Below are 20322 nucleotides of genomic sequence, written 5' to 3'. Positions count from 1 at the left end.
CGCGCCGAGCGGACGGCTCGGGAGGGTCGGGGCGGGGCCGCCGGCGCGGCGGTGACGGAGGCCGGGGCGGCGTTCAGTACGCCACGGTGAACCTGCTGCGGAGGTGGGCGGGGTGCTCGGCCTCGTCGAGCAGGGCGACGGCGAGGTCCTCCATCGAGATGGCCGAGGTACCGGCGGCGTCGACCACGAGCTCGTCCCGGCCCAGTCGGTAGCGGCCGGTGCGCTCGCCGGGTTCGAGGAGGGCGGCGGGGCTGAGGTACGTCCAGTCGACCCCGGCGTCGGCGCGGTACAGGTCGAGCTGTTCGCGGCAGGCGTCGGCGATGGGACGCCAGGCGGCGGGGAAGCCGGGGTCGTCGACGACGGTCCTGCCGTCGCCGCCGGGCAGGGCGAGGCTGCCGGCGCCGCCGACGACCAGCAGCCGCACGCCGGTTCCGGTCAGACCGGCGAGCAGGCCCTCGGTGGCGACGGCCAGTTCGTCCTCGTGGCCGGGCGCCGGACGGGTGGCCGTGATCAGCACGTCCTGGTCGGCGGCGAGCCGGCGGACGTCCTCGGGGTCGCGGGCGTCGCCACCGGCGATGACGGCCGACGGTGGGAGCCGGTGCGGGCGGGCGGGGTCGCGCAGGACGGCGGTGACCCGGTGCCCGCGGGCGAGGGCCTCGGTCACGACCCGGCTGCCGACGTTGCCGTTCGCGCCGAACACGGTGATGCGCATGGGACTTCTCCTGGAAGGTCCGGGAAGGGGAAGGAAGGGTACGAGGCGGTGACGGAACCGGGGCGGTCCGGCGTTCAGGCGGTCCGGTGCCGGGTCCGGGCGGGCGCGCGGTCCACGGCCTCGGGCGGCGACCCGGCGGCCCCGGCGGGCGGTGCCTCCGCCGCGGCCTTCGGCGCGGTGCCCGACCGCTGGGTCTGGGCGGCGACCAGCGAGCCGAGCACGATCAGCGCGCCGAGGGCCTGGACGGGCGAGAGGTCCTGGCCGAGGACGAGCCAGCCGAGCGCGGTGGCGACGACCGGGCTGAGCAGGCCGAGGAAGGTGACGGAGGTCGGCGGCAGGGCGCGGATGCCGCGGAACCAGAGCGCGTACGCGACGGCCGCGCCGATCAGGCTCAGGTAGCCGTAGCCGAGCAGGTTGGCGCCGGTGAGGTGGGGCGGCGGCGGGCCCTCGACGAACAGGGTGACCGGGAGCAGCAGGAGTCCGCCTGCGGTGAGCTGCCAGCCGGTGACGGCGAGCAGCGGGGCCGGTGAGGTCCAGCGCTTGGAGAGGACGACGCCGGTGGCCATGACCACCGCGCCGCCGAGCGCGGCGGCGATGCCCAGGGCGTCCAGTCGGGCGTTGGCCCGCAGCACGAGCAGGCTGACGCCCGCCACGCCGGCGATGCCGGAGAGCAGGGTGCGCAGCGAGATGCGGTCGCCGAGCAGGACGGCCGACAGGCCGGCGGCGATCAGCGGTTGGACGGCGCCGACGGTGGCCGCGACTCCGCCGGGCAGCCGGTAGGCGGCGACGAAGAGCAGGGCGAAGAAGGCGCCGATGTTGAGTGCGCCCAGGACGAGGGAGCGCCACCACCAGCTGCCTTTCGGGAGCTTCCGGGTGAGGGCCAGGAGGAGCAGTCCGGCGGGCAGGGCCCGGAGCACTCCGGCGAGGAGCGGGCGGTCGGGCGGCAGGAGTTCGGTCGTGACGAGGTAGGTGGAGCCCCAGATGGCAGGGGCCAGGGCGGTGATCAGCACGATGGCGAGGCGATTCCTTAGCACTAAGCAAATATATCTCAGCGCTAAGGCATCTGGAGCGGGGTGGAGGCGCTCGATGGCTGTGAGCTATCTCACCACTAAGGAATCGCCTAGGCTGGGGATCGTGGCAGAGCACGCAGAACACCCAGAACACGCGCAGCGCACCGCTCACGCGGACCGTGCGGCGCAGTCCGACCACGTGGACCGGGTCGTGGGGCAGTGGGGCGCGGAGCGGCCCGACCTCGACGTCTCGCCGATGGCGGTGATCGGCCGCCTCAACCGCCTCTCCCGGCTGATCGACGCCGAGCTGAAGCGCACCTTCGCCCTGCACGGCCTGGACTTCGCCTCCTTCGACGTCCTCGCGACGCTCCGGCGCAGCGGCCCGCCCTACCGCCTCACCCCGACCGGCCTGATGCAGTGCGCGATGGTCACGTCGGGCGCGATCAGCCAGCGCCTCGACCGCCTGGAGGCCCGGGGGCTCGTGACCCGGACCCCGAGCGGTTCGGACGGGCGCAGCCGCGAGGTGGCGCTCACCGAGGAGGGGCACGCCCTGATCGACCGCGCCCTCCCCGACCACCTCGCCACCGAGCGCCGGATCCTCGCCGGGCTGGACGCGACGCAGACCGCCGCGCTGATCGACGCCCTGCGCACCCTGCTCGCCGCCCTCGGTGACCACCCGGAGTGAGACCGGTCGGGGTGGGACCGCCGGAGTGAGACCGCCCCGGGTGAGACCACCCGGAGCGGGGCCGTCCGGCGGGGCCGGCCTGTGGGCGGCCCACCCCGGGCCGGCCGCGCAGGCTAAGGGTTGACCGCCACCGCCTTGAAGAACGTGTAGTGGAACGTCCCGCCCGGCTCGGCCGTGCGGCGGAGGTCGGCGGCGCCCCGGTCGAACGCCTCGCCCGTGGTCAGACCGGCCGCGACCGCCTCGTCGCGCACCGACTCGACCATGGCGACGAAGGTGCGCCGGGTGAACCCCTCCATCAGCTCCGGGCGGCCGCCGTCCGCGTAGACGGTGCGCGGGGCGACCATGACGTCCCGGAAACCGGCGCCGGTCAGCAGGGGATGGAGCTGCCGGCCGAGCAGGCCGTCGCCGCCCGCGTCCGCCTGGAGCCTGACCAGGTGGCCGACGACCGCGTCGGCCGCCGCGCTGCGCGGGTGGAAGAAGGCGGAGCCGTGGTCCCCCTCGATCACCGTGACCGTGCCGCCGGGACGCAGGACGCGGCGCAGCGCCGCCAGGGCCGCCGCCGGGTCCGCGAGGTGCTCCAGCACGAAGCAGACGAAGAGGTGGTCGAAGCTGCCGTCCGCGAACGGCAGGTGGTGCAGGTCCCCGTGGTGCCACGTGACGTGCGCGCCGGGCGCCGCCGCCGCCACGCGGGCGCGTGCCTCGGCGAGCGAGTCCGCCGACAGGTCGGTGGCCGTCAGCAGCGCGTCCGGGCTGGTGGCCAGCAGGTGCACCGTCTGCGCCCCGACGCCGCACCCGGCCTCCAGCACCCGGCTGCCCGGCGGGTAGGCGGTGCCGGTGTGGAGCAGTTCGGCGAGGGAGTCGGCCTGGTCGCCGAGCCGCCGGGCCTCGGCGGGGGAGTAGCCGTGCACGTAGGCCGGGTCGACGGCGCCGGTGCCGTCGGCGTGCCGGCCGATCGAGTCCGGCCGGGCGGTGGTCGGGCCGATCGGCTCGGTCCGGTCGGTCGGGGTGGTCGCGGTCGCCGGTGTGCTGCTCGTCGTCGTCATGCCCCCACCCTCACGGCACAATGGACCCGTGAACAGGTCCAATGATCAGCCCATGGACAGGTCCAAAGAAGCCGGTGCGGACTTCCTCCAGCTCGACCCGCGGGAGGCCCCGGCCGGTGGACTCGCCGACTGGCTGGCCCACCGGCTCCGCCGGGCCGTCACCGACGGCCGGCTCCCGGTCGGCAGCCGGCTGCCCGCCACCCGCGTGCTCGCGGCCGACCTGCGGGTCTCGCGGGGCGTCGTGACGGACGCCTACCGGCGCCTCGCGGAGGAGGGCCGGGTCGCGGGGCGGGGGAGGGGCGGCACGGTCGTGGTCGATCCGCTGGCCCCGCCCGCGCGTGCGGGCGCGGGGGCGTCGACCCGCCCACGGACCGGCACCGCCGCCCCGCTCGCCTCCGCCGCCCCGGCCGGGCCGGTACCGGTACCGCCGTCGGCGCCGGAGCGCGAACCCGAGCGCCCGACCCTGTTCGACGGCGCGCCCGTCCCCGCCAGCTTCGACGGCCTGCGCGCCGCACCCTCCCGGATCGACCTCACACCGGGCGTCCCCGACCTCGCCGCGTTCCCCCGCACCGCCTGGCTCCGGGCCGAGCGGGCGGTCCTCGCCGGCCTCGCCGCCGACGAGTTCGGCTACGGCGACCCGCGCGGCACCCCCGCGCTCCGCCACGCCGTCGCCCGCTGGCTGGGCCGCAACCGGGGCATCCACGCCGACCCCGACGACGTCATCGTCGTCGCCGGCGCGGCCCAGGCGCTCGCGCTGGTGGGCGAGGTGCTCCGTGCGGACGGTCTCGACGTCGTCGCCGTGGAGGACCCGGGCTCGCTCGGCACCCGCCAGCACCTCCGCCACCGGATCACCGCCACCCCGCCCGTCCCGGTCGACGCCGACGGCATCCGGGTCGACGCGCTGCGGGCCGCCGGGGCGCCCGCCGTGCTGCTCACACCCGCCCACCAGTTCCCGACGGGTGTGGTGCTCGGCGGTGCCCGGCGGCGGGAGCTGCTCCAGTGGGCCGCGGACGGCGGGCTCGTGATCGAGGACGACTACGACGCCGAGCACCGCTACGACCGCCCGCCGGTGCCGGCGCTCCACGGCGTCCTCCCCGACCGGGTCCTCTACCTGGGCAGTGTCTCCAAGCTCCTCGCCCCCGCCCTGCGGACCGGCTGGATGCTCGCGCCCGCCCGCTACCGGGACCGGCTGATCGACGCCAAACGCCTCGCCGACCTCGGGAACGCCGCGCTGCCGCAGCTCGTCCTCGCCCGGCTGATGGAATCGGGTGAGCTGGAGCGCCACCTGCGGCTGCTGCGCCCCCGCCACCGGCGCCGCCGCGACGCGATGGTCGCCGCCATCGGCACCCACCTCCCCGGCGCGGTCGTGCACGGCGCCGCCGCCGGACTGCACCTGCTGCTCACCTTCCCGGGCGGCCTCGCCTGCACCGACACCGAACTGGCCACGGCGGCGCTCGCCCACGGCGTCAAGCTGCAGCCGCTCTCCTGGCACGCCCGGCTGCCGCACCCACCGGGGCTCGTCCTCGGCTACGCGGCCGGCACGCCCGGCGAGATCGAGGAGGGGGTGGCCGTCCTCGGACGGCTGCTCCGGGAGGCGGAGTGACCGCTCCCGGGGGGAGGCTGCTGGTGTCGCACCGGGTCGGCCGCGCAGCCGAGGACGAGCGTCCGGGCGCGGCCGGCCCGGCCCGGCGACCTGCCGTGTGCGGCCGTCACGATCCGCCGTACGCGGTGGTCACGCCGTGCCCGGCAACCGCACAGACCCCGCCGAGCGCATCGAGATCGCCGAACCCCTGACCTAGGGAGGCCGGATGCCGACGCCCCGCAGCACGGTCCGCGTCACGGTCCTGGCTCTGCTGCTGACCGCCCTGTCCACGGTCGTGCCGGCCGTCAGGCCCGGTCCGGTCCGCAGCGTCCCGCCGCCGAGCCCCGCCGTCGAGCGGGCGGCACCCATGGCGGACGCCGCCGTGGAGCCGGTTTCCACGGAGAGGACCGCACCAGTGCGCACCACCGATTCCCGCACACTCGCCGGACGGCGGGTCGTCTACTCCTATCCCGGGCCGATCCCGCCGCCCGCCCTGCTCCAGACCGTCCGGGAGGGCCGGGCGGCCGGCGTCATCCTGTTCAAGGAGAACGCCGCCTCCCCGGCCCAGCTCCAGGCCGCCGTCCGGCAGTTGAGCCAGGCGGCGGCCGAGGCCCCGGGCGGGTCCCCGCTCCTGCTGATGACCGACCAGGAGGGCGGCAAGATCCGCCGGCTCCCCGGTGCGCCCGAGCTCTCGGCCCGCCGGACCGGACTGGCCGCCGATCCGCCGGCCGAAGCCGCCCGGTCGGGCACCGGAGCGGCGCAGACCCTCGCGGCCGCCGGCTTGAACGTCAACCTCGCACCCGTCCTCGACGTCTACGACGCCCCCGACAACTTCATTGACCACCACGAGCGCTCCTACAGCCAGGACCCCGCCGTGGTCGGCGAGTTGGGGGCGGCCTACCTCGCCGCGCAGCAGGCCCTCGGGGTGGCGGCCACCGCCAAGCACTTCCCCGGTCTGGGCGCCGCGGCCCGTGAGGAGAACACCGACGAGCGCCCCGTCACCCTGCCCGTCTCGCTCGTCGACCTGCGGGAGCGCGGCCTGGCGCCGTACCGGGCGGCGATCGCCGCCGGCGTCCGTCTGGTGATGACCTCCTGGGCCGTCTACCCCGCCCTCGACCCCGGACGCCCGGCCGGTCTCTCGTCCGTCGTCGTCCAGGGGGAACTGCGCGCCCGGCTCGGCTTCGAGGGCGTCACCGTCACCGATGCCCTGGAGGCCGGGGCGCTCGCCGCCTTCGGCGACACCGCCGCCCGGACCCTCGCCGCCGCGGAGGCGGGGATGGACCTCCTGCTCTGCTCGGCGCGCGACGTGCACCAGGGCGACGCGGCGGCCCAGGCCCTCGCCGCCGCCCTCGACGACGGCCGCCTCGACCGCGCCGCCTTCACGGAGGCCGTCGGCCGGGTGGACGCCCTGCGGACCTCGCTCGCTGCTCCCTGACCACCGGTCACCGCACCGCCGCACCGCCGCGCCCGGACGGCCCGGTGGCGGGCTCACCCGTCGCCGAGCAGCTCGCGCAGGTCCAGGATGCGGTACCCGTGGCTGCGGACCGCGTCGATGATCAGGGGGAGGGCCTCGGCGTCCAGGCAGCGGCGGTCGGCGGCGGGCGCGTCCTCCGCACTGCCGACGTGGAGCTGGAGGAGAGCGCCCGGCGTGAGAGCCGCCATGGCGCGCTCGACCACCCGGCTGATCGTCATGCCACCCGACACGCCGAGGTAGCCGTTGGTGTCGGTGGTGAATTCGAGGTCGGCGAAGCCGAGGGCGTTGACCCTGGCGATCGCCTCCGGGGTGGTCTCGCTGTAGGGGAATCGGAAGAACGGCAGCGGTTCGGCCCCCGCCGCGGCGCGGATCGCGGCGTCGGCGCGCAGCACCTCCGCGCGGGCCCGGTCGGGCCGGAGGCCGGTGAAGTGCGGGTGGCTGTAGGAGTGGTTGCCGAGGCCGTGGCCCGCCGCGGCGACGGCGCGCACGGCGCCCGGGTGCTGCTCGGCGTACTGGCCGGTGGGGAAGAAGGTCGCGGGTGCGGACCGGTCGCGCAGGGTGGCCAGGACGGCGGCGAGGCCGGTCTCGTCCCAGGCCGCGTTGAAGGTGAGCGCCACGACCCGCTCCTCGACGGGGAGCCGGCGGACCTCCTGGCCGAGGAGGGTCGGCGGTGCCGGAGCCGCCACCGCCGCCCCCAGGGTGGCGAGGGTGGCGAGGGTGGCGAGAAGGCTGGCGCGAAAGGTGGTGAGGGTGGCGCGAAGACGGTGCACGTCCGATCAACACGCGCCGACCCAAAGCGGAAACGAACGGACACGGAGGGTCATCCGGATGGCAGGCTTGCGGCCGTGACTGTGCACCCACTCGTACACGAGATCGCTGACGCCTATCTGTCCCTGGTCGACGCAGCCGCACCCGGGCTGGTCGAGGGCCTCTATCTGACCGGCTCGACCGCTCTGGACGACTTCCACCCCGAGCGGAGCGACATCGACTTCGTGGCGGTGTCCGCAGATCCGGTCGGCGTGGACCAGCTCGCCGGGTTGGAGCGGGCCCACGCCCTGCTCGCGGCCAAGTACCCGCGACCGTTCTTCGACGGGCCCTACCTGACCTGGGACGAGCTGGCGGGTGCGCCCTCGCAGGCCGCGCCGGGTCCGCACGCGTTCGAGGGGAAGGTCCGTCACCGGGTGCGGTCCGACCGCAATCCGGTGCTCTGGCACACGCTCGCGCACCACGGCGTGACGCTCTGCGGACCGCGCGCCCAGGAGCTGATGATCGACACCGACCCGGGGGAGCTGGCCCTCTGGACGGCGGGGAACCTGGGCGAGTACTGGCGCCCGTGGTGGCGGCGGGCCTCCCGGCTGACCACGAGACCGGGGCTGGCCTGCCTCGGCGGGCAGGGGCCGGCCTGGGGCGTGCTGGGGGTGAGTCGGCTGCACTACACGCTGGCGACCGGGCGGATCACGTCGAAGCGTGGAGCGGGTGAGTACGCCCGGGAGGCCTTCGACGGCCGGTGGCACCGGATCGTGGACGAGTGCCTGCGGGTCCGCGAGGGCCGTCGGCACCGCTCGCTCTACCCGAACCCGTTCGTCCGGCGGGCGCACGCCCTCGCGTACATGGACATGGCGATCGAGAGCGCGCAGGGGCTGGGCGCCGGGCGGCTGCCCCTGGGGTAGCGGCCGCGGCTGGGGCCGGCCGGCAGGGCCCGGTGCCGAAGCGGCGGCACCGCGCCCTGCTGGCCGGCCCGGGTGTGACGCCCGAGGTTGCGGGGTGGGGTGTGACGTGCGAGATCGAGCCGTGATCGCGCCATCGAAGGCCGGTTTCCGGTCTGAAAGGTGATCTTCGGGTCTGAAGGGCTACGGCGCATTCGAATCCTGTGTCAGGGTTGCCGCATGCCACATGTGAAATGTCACATGTGGCACATGAAGTGCTCTGCGGTGCAGAGACTGACGAATTGAGGAGGAGCGGAACTATGCGGATGAACCGACTCACCCGGGTAGCGGCCGGTGCCGCCGGCGCTGCGGCCCTGCTGGCGGTCCCGACCCAGGCGGGCGCGGCGCAGAGCAGCGCCACGACCACCACCACCACGGTCACCACCTGCGGCTACGGTGGCCTGCAGGCCGGTGTGTGGACCGCCGTCTGCGCCGACGTGACCGGCACCGACGTGCAGCTGTACGGCCGGATCTCCCTGGCCGGCCCGCCGAGCCCGGGCGGCCCGCCGCTGGAGACCCGTGACCTGATCACCGGCCTCTCCGGCCAGATCGTGGGCGGCGCCTCGCTCGGCTCGGTCAGCGGCTACACCCGCTTCACCGCCAGCACGGTGAAGGTCACCGGGGTCGGCGGCACCGTGCCGTGCGGGTCCACGGTGCACGGCAGCTTCAGTGTGGCCGGTTACCCGTGGGGCCCGTCCCCGGTGACCCTCGACGTCGTGGTGCCCTGTTGATCGGGCGGTAGCGACAGGTGCGGGCCCGGGGTCGGCGGACCCCGGGCCCGTCCCGTTCCCTCCCGTTCCGGCGGCTCCGGTCGCTCTGCCGGTCGCCCGGTCGCCCGTTCCCGGTGGGACGTCATGACGGCTTGAAGAATTCTTCATCTGCGAGGATGATGCTTCGGGCCGCCCCGGCCCGCGCCCGCCCCGGCCCCGGGCCGCCGGTGGGCGAACCACCCACCGACCCGCGGGGAGAGCGGACGATGCCGGTCCCGCTGTACCAGGCCAAGGCCGAGTTCTTCCGGACCCTCGGGCACCCGGTACGGATCCGCGTCCTGGAGCTGCTCCAGGACGGCCCGCGCCCGGTGCGCGAGCTGCTGACCGAGATCGAGGTCGAGCCGTCGAACCTCTCCCAGCAGCTCGCGGTGCTGCGCCGGACCCAGCTGGTCACGGCCACCCGCGAGGGCAACACCGTGGTCTACGCGCTGAGCACCCCGGACGTCGCCGAGCTGCTGCGGGCCGCCCGGCGCATCCTCACCGAACTGATCACCGACCAGGGTGCGCTGCTCACCGAGCTGCGGGCGCCCGAGTCCCGTGCCACACCGGGGAGGAACGGATGAGCGGCGGGTCCGCGCGGCCCGACCGGCCCGCCCGACCGAAGGAGAACCCGGCCATGAGCGAGCGCACCGGAGACGGCACCGCCGAGGAGAAGGCGCGGCGCAGGGCCATGCTGATCCGCGCGGGCATCTACATCTTCGCCACCCACCTCTTCGCGGGCTTCGTGCTCCTGCTGTTCGCGCTCGGCGACCGGAAGTGACCCCGGGACCCTCGCACACGGCGGCCGCGACAGCGGGCCGGCGGGTGGGAGCACCGGTCGGCGGCGGCCGGTGCCGGCCCCGCGGCGGGTGCTCCCACCCGCGGGGCCGCCGGCCGGCCGCCGCCGGGTGTCACCGGCTGCCGCCCTCCCCGCCGTAGCGGCGGCTGGTGCTGGTCCAGGCGTAGACGCCCTCGACCAGCTCCCGGGTGCCGTCCAGGTACCAGTGACCGGCCGGATGGCGGCGCAGCAGCCTGCGGCGCAGGGCCTCGCTCTCGGTGGTCAGCCGGTCGATCCGGGCGCGGACCGCGGCGGCGGCCCGGCTGCGGGTGCAGCCGCGGACCCGTTGCAGGGTGAGCACGGTGTTGAACGCGGCGGAGTTCTGGCGCTCCTCGCGGTCCGCCGAGTACAGGTCGTTGATCAGCGTCGCGATGTCGGCGGTGTTCGCGCGCAGGCGGTGGAGTTCGGGCTCGGCGAGCAGCCCGGCGGGCGCCTCGGCGCCGTGGACACGCTCCAGTATGCCCATGAACGGGTAGAGGCAGCTGGCATGGCGGCGCAGGCGCACGGTCTCGGCGAGATCGGGGACGGTGCGGGCGGCCCGGTGGGCGGTCTCGGCGAGGAAGGTCTCCAGGCAGGCCCGCCACTCGGCGGCGGCGCGGTCGCGCCAGGCCTGCGACATGGGGGCGGCCTGACGCCGCCACAGTTCCCGCCAGGCGCCGAGCAGCGGGGGCTGCGGGAGGCCGGCGGGCGCGGGGCCGCCCTCCAGGACGCCGAGCAGCGGGCCGACGATGGCACGGGCCTCGGCGGGACGGCGCCCCGGCGGGCCGTCGAAGCGGTCGTCCAGGATGGTGAACCAGCCGAGGACGTCGACCAGCAGGTCCAGTTCGGCACCCCTGGCCCGGGGGTAGGAGTGGCCGATCAGCTCCGGGAGCGCGTAGGTCTGGTAGCGGCGGAGGTCGGGCGGGGTCAGCAGGCCGTGGGCGAGGGCCCAGCCGGTGTGGCGGGCGGCGGCGGCGCGCAGTTCGCCGGGGGTGCGGGGGGCGGGGGGCGTCGCCGCGGCGACGGGCGACGGTCCGGGGCGCACCGGCGGGGCGGGCCGGGGGACGGCGGTGGCCGGGGTGGCGACGGTCAGGACGGACGCGGTAGCGGTGGGCGTGGAGCGGGCGGGCGTGGAGCGGACGGGTGCGGTACGGGCGGGCGTGGAGCGAGCGGGTGCGGTGCGGGCGGGTGCGGTGCGGCGGGTGCCCGCGACCGGGTCGGCGGCGGGAGCGGGCCGGTCCGCGCCGGATCCTCCCGGCCGCCGTCCCGTCCCTGTGCCCGCTCCTGCCCCGGCACCTGCCCGCGGGCCCTTGCCCTTGCCGGGGAGGTGACACCGGCCGGGCGTCTTCTCGCGGGCCGGGGGCGTGCGGTGGGTGCCCGGGGTGTGCGGGGCGGCGCCGCCGCGCGGGGCGAGCCGGACGCGGAGCCCCTGGGCCTGGACGGTGGTCCAGACCACTTCGCGGGCTCGGGACCCCGTGACGGCCGTGGGCCGCCAGCGGCGGAGGATCGCGGCGGCGGCCACGGTCAGCTCCGCCCAGGCGAAGGCCTCGCCGATGCACTTGTGCTTGCCCGCGCCGAACGGCACGAACGCCTGGCGTGCGGCTGGCCCGCCCGGGCCGGTGCCGCCGTCCTCGTGCCGTCCGGGCCGGAAGGCCAGGGGTTCCGGGTAGAGCGCCGGGTCGCGGTGGAGTGCGGTGAGGCTGTACAGGAGCTCGGTGCCGGCCGGGATCCGGTAGGGGCCCAGCTCGACGGGCACCCGCGCGGTGCGCATCAGGAACGCGTTGGGCGCGTGCAGCCGCACCACCTCCTGGGTGACCGCGCGGGTGTAGCGGAGCCGGGCGAGCGCCTCCGGGGTGGGGGCGGTGCCGGCCGGCAGGTGCTCGTCCAGCTCGGCGAGGACGCGGGCCTCGACCCGGGGGTGCCGCACCAGCTCGTCGATCAGCCAGGTGAGCGTGGTGGAGACGGTCTCCGTGCCGGCGCCGAACATGGTGATCGCCTCGGACCGCACGTCCGCCTCGGTGAGCGGTCGCCCGGTGGCCGGGTCGGCGGCGGCGCGCAGCAGCGCGGGCAGGGTCTGGCGCCCTCCGGCGGTAAGGCCGACCGGACAGCCCGCGCGGCCGGCCGCCGTGTCGGGAGCCTGGCCGATCGCCTGGTCGACCACCTGGTTGAGGACCCGGACGGCGGCCTCGAAACGCCGGTTGACCGGCAGCGGCAGCCGCGCCAGCGCCGGGTGCGGGTAGAGCGACTGGACGATCTGACCCTTCACCATGTCGGGCAGGGCCCGGTGGAAGGCCAGCGTGGCGTCCTCGCTGAGCCGGGCGTCGAACAGCGCGCGGGTGACGATCTCCAGCGCGAGGTGGTTCATCTCCTTGGCCACGTCGAGGACCTGCCCGGGCCGCCAGCGCCCCGCCCGCTCCTCGGTGACCTGGTGCATCACCGCGAGGTACTCGCCCATCCGGTCCGGGCCGAAGGCGGGCTGGATCATCCGGCGGCGGTCGCGGTGGGCGCGCCCCTCGGACATCAGCAGGCCGTCGCCGAACGCCGTCTTGAGGGTGTCCTGGACGGCGCCGCGCGGGCAGTCGTGGGCGAGCGCCACCAGGAGGGTGTGGACCAGCCCGGCGTCGGTGACGACGCAGACGGTGCGCGGGCCGAGGCGGATCCGGACGACGTCGCCGTACCGGGCGAGCGAGCCGAGGAAGCCGAGCGGGTCGCGCAGCAGCGCGGGTGCGTGGCCCAGGCCGGGCAGCGCGCCGGGTGCGAGCGGCGGAACGACGGGCCGGGTTCCCGGTGGGGACGTTCTGGGCGGGGCGGGCGGTCTGTGGGTTTCGTTCATCAGGATCATGACATCACCTCTCACCAGTTGGACCGGCGGGACGGACCGGCGCGACCGACCGAGGTGCCGGCCCGGAGTGCCGGCCCGGCGCTGCGGTACCACCGGAGCCGCCACCGCGACAGCCGTGATCCGGGGGCCATCGGCGCGGGCCCCCGCGCGCGCCGCTGCGAGAGGGCGCACGCCATAGGAAACGCGCCGGTCCCGCGAGCGTTGCGCCGTATTCGCCCGGATCACTCCATCGGTGGAGTGCCGGCGTGGCGGCGGAAGGTCGGCGGGCGCCCGCCCAGACCGGTCCGGAGCCCGCTTCCGGCCCGGTCCGACGGGCCTGCCGGGCCCGGGCCGCCCTGCCCCGCTGGCAGGGCCTTTCGGCCCTCGGCGGGAGGGGGTGCGCAGGTCCAGCATGGTGCGGAGCCAAGGAGGATCCCTGATGAACCGTCTGCGCCACCGGCCGGCCCTCGACGTCCGCGTGGAGATCCGCGGCGAACTGCCGCGCGAGGACGCCGAGTACGCGCGGGCGCGGTCGCTGGCGCTGCTCGCGGACCTCGGACCGGACGCGCACCGCACGCGTCTCCGGCTCGCCCGGCCGGGCGGCCGTTCGGTGACCAGGCCCGCCGTCGCCCAGGCCTCGGTGGAGCTGGCCGACGTGGGCCGGGTCCGGGTGGAGCTCGCCGCCGTGACGGTGCGGGAGGCGGTCGACCTGGCGCTCGGCACGCTCGCCGGCCGGGCCGTGCGGCTGCGCGAACAGGGGCGGATCGGGCTCGCCGCGGAGCACGAGAGCAGTTACCGCCCCCAGTACGCGTCGCGCCCGCCGGCCGAACGGCGGATCGTCCGGCGGAAGTCGGTTCCGCTCGCCGGCCGCACGCCCGAGCAGGCGGTCCGCGAGATGCTCGCCCTGGACTATCGCTTCCACCTCTTCTCCGACGTGCTCACGGGGCAGGACAGCATGGTCCACCGCCGCCCCGTCGACGGCGGATTCCGGCTCGTCCGGGCCCACTCGACCGTGCGGCTCGGCGGCTCCGGGCTGCCGCTGACGGAGAGCCCGCACCCGGCGCCACGGCTCGACCTGCCCGAGGCCGCCCGTCAACTCTGGCTCACGTGCTGGCCTTTCGTCTTCCACACTGATCCCGGGGACGGTCGCGGCCGGGTACTGTACCGCCGCTACGACGGCCACTATGGCTTGATCACGCCGGTAGCGGAGGCTCGTTGACGGGCAGGTAGTGATCGACAACGGCTGACCGGGACGCGACCGAAGAGCACCCACGAGCTCAAGACGGGAACTGGGACCATGGACTGCGAAGAAGTCATGCTGACCGTCCGGATCACGGCGGCCGAGCGGGCCCTGCTGCGTGCCCTGGCGCGAGGTCACGGCACCGACGTGTCGGACGTCGTGGTGGACGGACTGCTCGACGTCATCCCGAGCCTGCACGCCCGTTCCGTCCCGTGCTCCCTGCCGGGCCTCCCGGTGGCTCCCGTGCGGCCCGGCCTCCCCGTTCCGCCTGTTTCGCCCGGTCTGCCCGGTCTGCCCGGGGCGAACGCGCGGGCGGGCGCGACGGCTTCCAGATCCTCGACCGCTCTGCCCGTCCCTCCCGGCCTGCCCGGGGAGGCGGCGGTTCCGGGCCTGCTGCGGCTGCTCTCCCGGCCCGCTCCCTGTGCGGTCACGCTCTGGCTGCCGGGCCCCGTCGCCGATCTGCTCCCGCTGGTCGGCGAGCGGGTCACCCTGGTCAGCGGGCTGCGGGTGGGCCCGGCCAGTGGGGCGCTGGGCGCCGCGCTCCGGCTCTGGCTGGCCGGCGATCCGGTGCGGCTCGCCGCGAGTCTCGCCACCCTGCACCGCCAGGGCGTCCCCGGGTACGCGGCGCAGCGGCTCGGCGTGGCCGCCTGAGTCCACGTCGGTCCGGGGCGGTCCACGTCGGTCCACGGCGGCGCGGGCCGGTGCCCGGTGGCCCGCGGTGCGCTCCGCCGGGTGCGGCCGGACGGGTGACCGGGTGCGCCGGGGAGCCGCGTGCGGAGCCGGACGTGTGGTCGGGCGGGCGGGCGGCCGGGTGGGCGGCCGGGTGTGGCGTCGGCGCCGGACATCCGACCGGCCGACCGGTCGGATCCGGCCGATTGTGGCCGACCGGGGAACCGCCGGTGACGGTCGCGCCCCGTTCGCGCGGGGTTCGCCCGGCGGCGGGCCGGCAAGGCGGCGTGCCGGGGTGGTGCGAGCTGATCAAGTGGCATGTCCTGGGCGGGAAATTTGCTGGTCAGGGCTCTGGCCACGGACCCCGGGCGGGTCTAGCATTCCGGTCACGGCAGCCGGAGTCCGAGGCCCGCGGACGACCGGCAGGGGTGGCCGCCACCTCCCCGCGCCGGGGAGCGCATACCCCCCGAGTGCGCTCCCCGGCATCGCCGTGCGCCGTGTTCACCTCCCGCGCCCCACGAGAGCCCCCCTCGATCGGCGGCCGCTCGGCCTTCCGCCCTGTCCTTCGCCCTGTCCTTGGGCTCTGCCTTCCGCCCCGCCGGCGAGGCTGCCCCGGCGGACGCACCGTCGGACGGTCGGCGGTGCGGGGCGACTCCGGCAGGGCTGCGACACCGCACCGTCGACCGGTCGCACCGCCGGGCGGAGGATCGGACGGCCCGTCGATCCGGCAGGCCGCCCGCGCCGACCGCGGCGCCGGACCCGCTCCCCACCCGCTCCCCACCCGCGTCCTCCTCCGGTTCCTCACGGGTCGCGCACGGGAGGGCCGGTGTCGACCGCCCGCGCGACTTTCGAAAGGAGGTTTCTGTTATCGCCTCCGCCCGTTCCGGTCTCCGGAGTGTCGGAAGGCCCGGGCCGCCGCCCCACGCGGTCGGCCGGGTCGACGCACGAGGAGAGGAGACACGCGATGGGGCACCGGAGTACGGAGCTCCGCCGTCGACGGCGGACGCGGGCGGGGAAGCGGACGGTACTGGTGGCCGTGGCGGTCACGGCCGGCCTGGTCGCGGGTGTGCTGGGCATCCGGACGGCGATGGAGCCGGAGGTCGTCCGTGACACCGCCGTGGCGGTGGCCGGTTCGGCCGACCGGGCGGAGGCGGCCGCGGTCGGAGCCGTCGCCGGGGACGGGGATCCGGGCGAGACCGGCACCGCCGAGGGGGCCACCCGGGCGCCCGGCCCGAAGCGCGAGCAGAAGGCCGCGCCGTTGAAGGAGATACCCAAGGACCAGCCGGAGCGAGGCCTGGTCTACGCGGGTCTGGCCCTGCCCGGCGGCGACCGCTGCGCCGGCTCGCTGGAGGTGTCCGGCGGCGACCTCTGCAGCCACGGCCCGGACGCCCCGCCGAAGGACGTGGACATCCGCAAGGACGTTCCGCCGGTGGTCGCCGCCGTTGCCCAGGCGCCGGTGCTGACTCCCGCCCCCGATGCGCAACCGCCCGCGGCGGCCGACCTCCTGAAGGGCGCGACGCCGGTCCTCGACGCCGCGCAGAAGGTGCTGCTGGGTGATCCGGCCGCGGCCGGCGGCTCGGGTGCGGCCGGCACGCCCGCGGCCGGCGCCGCCTCCGCCGTGGTGTGCGAGGGCGACGGCAGCGCCGGGAACCGCGTGCAGGTGGTGTACGTCCACACGCCGGGCAGCGACCGCTTCGCGCAGTACCTGGCCTCCTTCAAGAAGTGGGCCGCCGACGTCGACGTCATCTACAACGCGAGCGCCCAGGAGACCGGCGGTGTCCGGCACGTCCGGTTCGTCACCGAACCCGACTGCTCCGCCTCGGTGTTGAACGTGCAGATCTCCGACGCCGAGATGGCGGACTTCAACACCAGCAACCGCGCGCTCACCGCCCAGGGGCTCAACCGCAAGGACCGCAAGTACATGATCTTCGCCGACGCGAAGGTCTACTGCGGGATCGGCACCTTCGCGGGCGACGAGCGGCCGGGCCAGGACAACCTGAGCAACTTCGGCCCCTCGTACGGCCGGACCGACGCCGGCTGCTGGGGCGGTCACACCGCGGCGCACGAACTCGGCCACAACCTGGGCGCGGTGAGCAACAGCGCACCCAACTCCAGCAAGGGCGGCCACTGCGTCGACGAGTGGGACCTGATGTGCTACTCGGACACCCCGTACTACCCGGCGATGCGCACGGTCTGCCCGGACAACGCCAGTGACATGCGGCTGGACTGCCGGCACGACGACTACTACCACACCAGCCCGGCGGCAGGCAGCTACCTCGCCACGCACTGGAACGTCGCCAGCAACCGCTTCCTGATCGCCGGCGGTTCCACCGGTCCGAACCCGGACCCCGGACCGACGCCGACCCGCACGCCTACCCCGACCGCCTCGCCCACCTCGACGGCCTCGCCCACCCGCAGCCCGTCCCCGACCGGCACGCCCACCGGCACGCCGACGGGCTCGCCGACCGGCACCCCGACGGGTTCGCCGAGCCCCACCGGCTCACCGACCGCGAGCCCGACCGGCGGCCCGACGCCGACCCCGACGGCCACCACCACCGGGAGCCCCTCGCCGACCGCGACCGGCAGCCCGTCCCCGACCGGTACGGCGACCCCGACCGCGACCGCGTCACCCACCGCCGGTACCACCGGCCCTGATGTGACGATCAGTCAGATCACCCAGTCCTCCGTCATGGTGAGCTGGTCCGCGGTGGCCTCCGCGAGCGGCTACGACGTGCTGCTCGACGGCCGGACGCTCGGCACCGTCCGCTCCACCGCGGTCGGCCTGGTCCGGCTCGCGCCCGGTACCTCGTACACCGTCGCGCTGGCCGTGCGGGACGCCGGCGGCACGGTCTCCAAGCCCGGCCGCCCGGCCACCTTCCGCACCCCGGCCGACGCCGGCCGGCCGCAGCCGGGCACCCGCTACACGATGGTGAACGGGCTCACCGGTCAGGCCGCCGACCTGTGGGGCAGCTCGCTCAACGACGGCACCGTGGCCATCGCCTACCAGCGCACGGGCTACGCCAACCAGAAGTGGACCTTCGAGGACGCGGGCTCCGGCGCGCTGCGGATCAAGTCCGCCCGCTCCGACAAGTGCCTGCAGCTCGGCGGGGACCCGGTGGCCGGGCAGTACCTCGCGCAGCGGGCCTGCTCGGACACGGCGGGCCAGAAGTGGCGGTTCACCCCGTCGGGCGGCGGGTTCACCCTGAGCGCCGAGGGCTCCACGCTGGTCCTCGGTGTCAGCAACCGCTGGTACTACGGCGGTTGGCTGCTGGAACTGCAGAAGCCGAACGGCCAGGCCTACCAGTCCTGGGCGCTGCAGAAGGCCTCCTGACGGAGCCGGCCTCTCCGACGGGGCGGGCCTCCCGACCGGCGGGCCTTCCGAGGCGCGCCGGCCCCCACCGGGACGGCCGCCCCGACGGAGGTGCCGCTCCCCGGGAGCCTCCCCCGGCGGCCGGTCCCGCCGGTTCCGCCCCGCCCCACCCGCCCCGGGTCCGGTCGCCACCAGTACGGCGGCGGCCGGACCCGGGCCGTCCCCCACGAGGAACCTGCCATGCGTACCCGTCCGTTCGCCGCCGCCGCCCTCGCCGCGGCGGCCGTGCTCGCTCCCGCCGCCGTCCCCGCCGCCGCCCACGGCGACACCGTTCACCTGGAGGTCGCCGGGCAGGAGGGCGGGCACGTCACCGCCGTGGCGACCTGGGAGAACGACCACGACCCGGTCACCGAGGAGTTCGCCGGAACGCTCTCCGCGACCTCCGCCGACGGGCGGACCGCCGGACCGTGGCGGCTGGTCGCCGTCCCCGGCCGCCCCGGTGCCTACACCACACGGGAGTTGCTGCCGGCCGGGCACTGGCGGATCACCGTGGACTGCGCCTTCCCCTCGCTGGGGCACGGCGAGCGCGAACTCGACGTCGAGGCGGCGGTGATCTCCGACCCGACCCTGCCGGTCCCCACCGGTTCACCCACGGCCGCGCCCACCACCGCACCCACGGCCGCCACCGCCCCCGCCCCGCCCGCGAGCGCGCCGCCCGCGCCGCCCGCGAGCGCCACGCCGGTCACGTCCGCCGTCCTGCCCGAGCGCCGCGACGCCGCGAACCCCGCGAGCCCCGCGGACGCCGCCGGAGCCTCCGACGCCGCGACCTGGGCCGCCGTCGGCACCGCCGCCGCGGCCGTCGTCCTGGTCGCGACCGGCTTCCGGCTCCGCCGCCGCGCCCGGCGTCCCTGAGCCGGCCGTCGCGTCCGGTGGCCGACGGGCCGGACCCGCACCGCGGCAGGGACCGCGCGGGCGAGGGAACCACCGGGCGCGAACGGGCCGTCCCCACTTCCATCGGGCGCCGACGGGGTGTCCGAACGGAAGTCAGGGAGCGTTCGACCATGCGGAAGGTCCTGATCACCGGCGGTGCGGGCTACATCGGCAGCACCGTCGCGTCCGCCCTGCTCGACCGGGGAATCACGCCGGTCGTACTCGACGACCTCTCCAAGGGGAGGGCGGAGTTCGTCGAGGGCCGGGTGTTCTACCGGGGCGACATCGCCGATCCGGAGCTGGTCGACCGGATCTTCGCCGACCACCCCGAGATCGACGCCGTCGTGCACTGCGCCGCCCGCATCGTCGTCCCCGAGTCGGTCGCCAGGCCGCTCTTCTACTACCGCGAGAACGTGGGCAAGACCGTGGAGCTGCTGGAGTCGCTCCAGCGCAACGGCTGTACCCGGGTGGTGTTCAGCAGCTCCGCCTCGATCTACGCGCCGACCCCGGACGGCCGGGTCGACGAGGGCTGTCCGGTCAACGCGAGCAGCCCCTACGCGCGGACCAAGCAGATGATGGAGCAGGTCCTCCAGGACTGGACGCGCGGCGCGGGCGCCGAGGAGCTGCGGGTCATCGCGCTGCGCTACTTCAACCCGGTCGGCGCGGACCCGCAACTGCGCACCGGCCTCCAGGACCTCCACCCGAGCCACGCGCTCGGCAAGCTGATCGAGGCCCACACCGCCGGCATCCCGTTCACCATCACCGGTGTGGAGTGGGACACCCGGGACGGTTCCGGCATCCGCGACTACATCCACGTCCAGGACGTCGCCGAGGCCCACGTCGCGGCGCTCACCCGCTTCGACGAGGTGATCAAGCCCGCCGCCACCGACCGGTACCGCGTCATCAACGTCGGGACCGGCGACGGCACCACCGTCCGGGAGCTGGTCACCGCCTTCGAGCAGGCCGTGGGCGCCGAACTGGACGTCCGCGAGGCCGATCCGCGCCCCGGTGACGTGCTCGGCTGCTACAGCGACGTGACGGCGGCGCGCGAACTCCTCGGCTGGGAGCCGCGCCGGACCATCGCCGAGGGCGTCGCGGACGCGCTCGCCTGGCGTGCCGTGTGGATCGCCAGGACGGCCTCCGCCTCCGCCTGACGCGGTCCGGGCCGGGACCTCGCGGCAGAGGTCCCGGCCCGGCGGCCGTCACGCACGGCCCGTGCGCGACGGCCCTACTCCGCGGGCTTCCTGGACTCGTCGAGACCGCGGATGAAGTCCTTGGCCTTGCCGGTGGCGGTGTCGATCTTGTCGCTGTACTTCCCGTCGGTCTTCCCGTCGATGACGTCGGCGACCTTGTCCAGGCCCTGGCCGATGGCACCGCTGTGCTCGCGGGCGAGGTCGGTGGCCTTGTCGGCGATGTTCTTCAGGTTCTCGAACATGATGGCGTTTCTGCTCCTTCAGCGCGGTTCGTGGTCATCCTAGCCGCCGCTGACCTGGCGGTTCGTCGGTTTCGGGAACCGGGTAGGAGGTGTGCGGATGACTTTGCGGGGGTGGGTTTGTATGCTCCAGGTCAGTTCT

Annotated in this window: 18 protein-coding genes; 12 read left to right on the top strand and 6 right to left on the bottom strand. The window is 75.7% G+C overall.

What is annotated here, in order from left to right:
- Positions 1 to 73: 73 nt before the first annotated feature.
- The gene (locus PUR56_RS34745) at positions 74 to 712 is read right to left on the bottom strand and encodes an NAD(P)-dependent oxidoreductase (RefSeq protein WP_329951879.1); all 639 of its coding nucleotides are present in this window, start codon (positions 710 to 712) and stop codon (positions 74 to 76) included.
- Between the two features lie 74 nt (positions 713 to 786).
- Positions 787 to 1746: an EamA family transporter gene (locus tag PUR56_RS34740; protein ID WP_329951878.1), complete on the bottom strand. Its 960-nt coding sequence runs from the start codon at positions 1744 to 1746 to the stop codon at positions 787 to 789.
- A gap of 100 nt (positions 1747 to 1846) precedes the next feature.
- On the opposite strand from PUR56_RS34740, the gene PUR56_RS34735 reads away from it, so the two are divergent.
- Positions 1847 to 2407 carry a MarR family winged helix-turn-helix transcriptional regulator gene (locus PUR56_RS34735; protein ID WP_329951877.1) on the top strand — a complete coding sequence of 187 codons (561 nt, stop codon included), beginning with the start codon at positions 1847 to 1849 and terminating at the stop codon, positions 2405 to 2407.
- A 113-nt stretch (positions 2408 to 2520) separates the two neighbouring features.
- Here the strand turns inward: PUR56_RS34735 and PUR56_RS34730 are convergent, their stop codons facing one another.
- On the bottom strand, positions 2521 to 3450 hold the full coding sequence (locus PUR56_RS34730) for a methyltransferase domain-containing protein (RefSeq protein ID WP_329951876.1): 930 nt from the start codon (positions 3448 to 3450) through the stop codon (positions 2521 to 2523).
- Positions 3451 to 3502: 52 nt separating this feature from the next.
- Between PUR56_RS34730 and pdxR the strand changes: the two genes are divergently transcribed.
- Positions 3503 to 5053 (top strand): MocR-like pyridoxine biosynthesis transcription factor PdxR, encoded by a 1551-nt coding sequence (gene pdxR, locus PUR56_RS34725; protein ID WP_329951875.1) that lies wholly within the window; start codon positions 3503 to 3505, stop codon positions 5051 to 5053.
- A 205-nt stretch (positions 5054 to 5258) separates the two neighbouring features.
- Complete coding sequence (locus tag PUR56_RS34720) at positions 5259 to 6467, top strand: glycoside hydrolase family 3 N-terminal domain-containing protein (protein ID WP_329951874.1); 1209 nt, start codon at positions 5259 to 5261, stop codon at positions 6465 to 6467.
- Positions 6468 to 6520: 53 nt separating this feature from the next.
- Here PUR56_RS34720 and PUR56_RS34715 read toward each other — a convergent pair whose 3' ends face one another.
- Positions 6521 to 7276, bottom strand: coding sequence for a polysaccharide deacetylase family protein (locus PUR56_RS34715; RefSeq protein ID WP_329951873.1), 756 nt, complete (start codon positions 7274 to 7276; stop codon positions 6521 to 6523).
- 75 nt (positions 7277 to 7351) lie between these two features.
- Here PUR56_RS34715 and PUR56_RS34710 point away from each other — a divergent pair, with 75 nt between their 5' ends.
- The 4 genes from PUR56_RS34710 (at position 7352) to PUR56_RS34695 (ending at position 9742) form a co-directional block, all read left to right on the top strand.
- On the top strand, positions 7352 to 8176 hold the full coding sequence (locus PUR56_RS34710) for an aminoglycoside adenylyltransferase domain-containing protein (protein ID WP_329951872.1): 825 nt from the start codon (positions 7352 to 7354) through the stop codon (positions 8174 to 8176).
- 296 nt (positions 8177 to 8472) lie between these two features.
- Entirely contained in the window at positions 8473 to 8943 is a 471-nt protein-coding gene (locus PUR56_RS34705; RefSeq protein WP_329951871.1) for a hypothetical protein, read from the top strand.
- Between the two features lie 245 nt (positions 8944 to 9188).
- Positions 9189 to 9545: an ArsR/SmtB family transcription factor gene (locus tag PUR56_RS34700; RefSeq protein ID WP_329881272.1), complete on the top strand. Its 357-nt coding sequence runs from the start codon at positions 9189 to 9191 to the stop codon at positions 9543 to 9545.
- A 53-nt stretch (positions 9546 to 9598) separates the two neighbouring features.
- Complete coding sequence (locus tag PUR56_RS34695) at positions 9599 to 9742, top strand: DUF6126 family protein (RefSeq protein ID WP_329951870.1); 144 nt, start codon at positions 9599 to 9601, stop codon at positions 9740 to 9742.
- Positions 9743 to 9872: 130 nt separating this feature from the next.
- On the opposite strand, the gene PUR56_RS34690 is transcribed toward PUR56_RS34695, so the two are convergent.
- On the bottom strand, positions 9873 to 12620 hold the full coding sequence (locus tag PUR56_RS34690; RefSeq protein WP_329951869.1) for a cytochrome P450: 2748 nt from the start codon (positions 12618 to 12620) through the stop codon (positions 9873 to 9875).
- Between the two features lie 418 nt (positions 12621 to 13038).
- Here PUR56_RS34690 and PUR56_RS34685 point away from each other — a divergent pair, with 418 nt between their 5' ends.
- From PUR56_RS34685 to galE, 5 genes are all read left to right on the top strand, one after another.
- The gene (locus PUR56_RS34685) at positions 13039 to 13818 is read left to right on the top strand and encodes a sigma 54 modulation/S30EA ribosomal C-terminal domain-containing protein (protein ID WP_329951868.1); all 780 of its coding nucleotides are present in this window, start codon (positions 13039 to 13041) and stop codon (positions 13816 to 13818) included.
- Between the two features lie 78 nt (positions 13819 to 13896).
- Positions 13897 to 14490 (top strand): hypothetical protein, encoded by a 594-nt coding sequence (locus tag PUR56_RS34680; protein WP_329951867.1) that lies wholly within the window; start codon positions 13897 to 13899, stop codon positions 14488 to 14490.
- A gap of 982 nt (positions 14491 to 15472) precedes the next feature.
- Positions 15473 to 17839: an RICIN domain-containing protein gene (locus PUR56_RS34675; RefSeq protein ID WP_329951866.1), complete on the top strand. Its 2367-nt coding sequence runs from the start codon at positions 15473 to 15475 to the stop codon at positions 17837 to 17839.
- Positions 17840 to 18058: 219 nt separating this feature from the next.
- Positions 18059 to 18730 carry a hypothetical protein gene (locus PUR56_RS34670; protein ID WP_329951865.1) on the top strand — a complete coding sequence of 224 codons (672 nt, stop codon included), beginning with the start codon at positions 18059 to 18061 and terminating at the stop codon, positions 18728 to 18730.
- A gap of 149 nt (positions 18731 to 18879) precedes the next feature.
- Entirely contained in the window at positions 18880 to 19902 is a 1023-nt protein-coding gene (gene galE / locus PUR56_RS34665) for a UDP-glucose 4-epimerase GalE (protein WP_329951864.1), read from the top strand.
- A 74-nt stretch (positions 19903 to 19976) separates the two neighbouring features.
- Here the strand turns inward: galE and PUR56_RS34660 are convergent, their stop codons facing one another.
- Entirely contained in the window at positions 19977 to 20183 is a 207-nt protein-coding gene (locus tag PUR56_RS34660) for an antitoxin (RefSeq protein ID WP_329951863.1), read from the bottom strand.
- Positions 20184 to 20322: the final 139 nt, after the last annotated feature.

The organism is Streptomyces sp. BE303 (genome assembly GCF_036290945.1).
In the GTDB taxonomy this organism is placed as follows: Bacteria; Actinomycetota; Actinomycetes; order Streptomycetales; family Streptomycetaceae; genus Kitasatospora.
The sequence above is the reverse complement of the archived record's forward strand: the minus strand, read 5'-3'. Positions and strand labels throughout refer to the sequence as shown.